Below are 689 nucleotides of genomic sequence, written 5' to 3' on the forward strand. Positions count from 1 at the left end.
AACTAGACTGGCGACTTCGGACATGCACCAGGGTGGTCGTCCAGGGCTTTCAGTGGACGGCTATTTTGGCCTGGCGGGACAAGCGCACGGTCACGGCGCCTGTCAATTGCGTAACGGGGAGTAGCGTTGAGCCGTGCAGATCGTTGACGCCAAGATAGTGGCAAATTAATATTGTGACATTATATTAATATCATTCGCACGAAAGCGGGCTGTCGGCCTCTTCAAGGAGAGGAACCGGTGGCCCGTTTTTTGTGCGGATCGTCGAGATTTTTGACATGGACGTTCACCAGTTCGCCTTCCTTGCGCGCCAGCCTTCTGCTGCCCTGAAAAACCGTGACCACTTCCTCGGGTTGCCGAAACGTGGGATCGCTTTCCTGCTGGCGAACGTCATGTTCTGGCAGCCGCTATGGGCGCAGGCGGACGGCATCGTGGTCAGTGCGCCAGGCACGAACCTGGGGCAGGCGGGCAATGGCGTGCCCGTCGTCAACATTGCTGCGCCCAATGGCAGCGGTCTGTCGCACAACCAGTTCCAGGACTACAACGTCGGCAGCCAGGGCGTCATCCTCAATAACGCCACTAACCGTACCCAGTCGACGCAGTTGGGCGGGATCATTCTCGGCAACAGCAACCTCAACGGGCGTGCCGCGTCGACCATTCTCAACGAGGTCAACGGCGGCAGCCCGAGCCAA

Annotated in this window: 1 protein-coding gene; it reads left to right on the forward strand. The window is 58.9% G+C overall.

All coding sequences use genetic code 11. The features are described from left to right. Positions 1 to 275: 275 nt before the first annotated feature. Positions 276 to 689 (forward strand): ShlA/HecA/FhaA protein (locus tag K675_RS0124200; RefSeq protein WP_026145503.1); only part of this gene is annotated, 414 nt, incomplete at its 3' end.

This window comes from Pseudomonas fuscovaginae SE-1, from assembly GCF_000364705.1.
Lineage (GTDB): Bacteria > Pseudomonadota > Gammaproteobacteria > Pseudomonadales > Pseudomonadaceae > Aquipseudomonas > Aquipseudomonas fuscovaginae_A.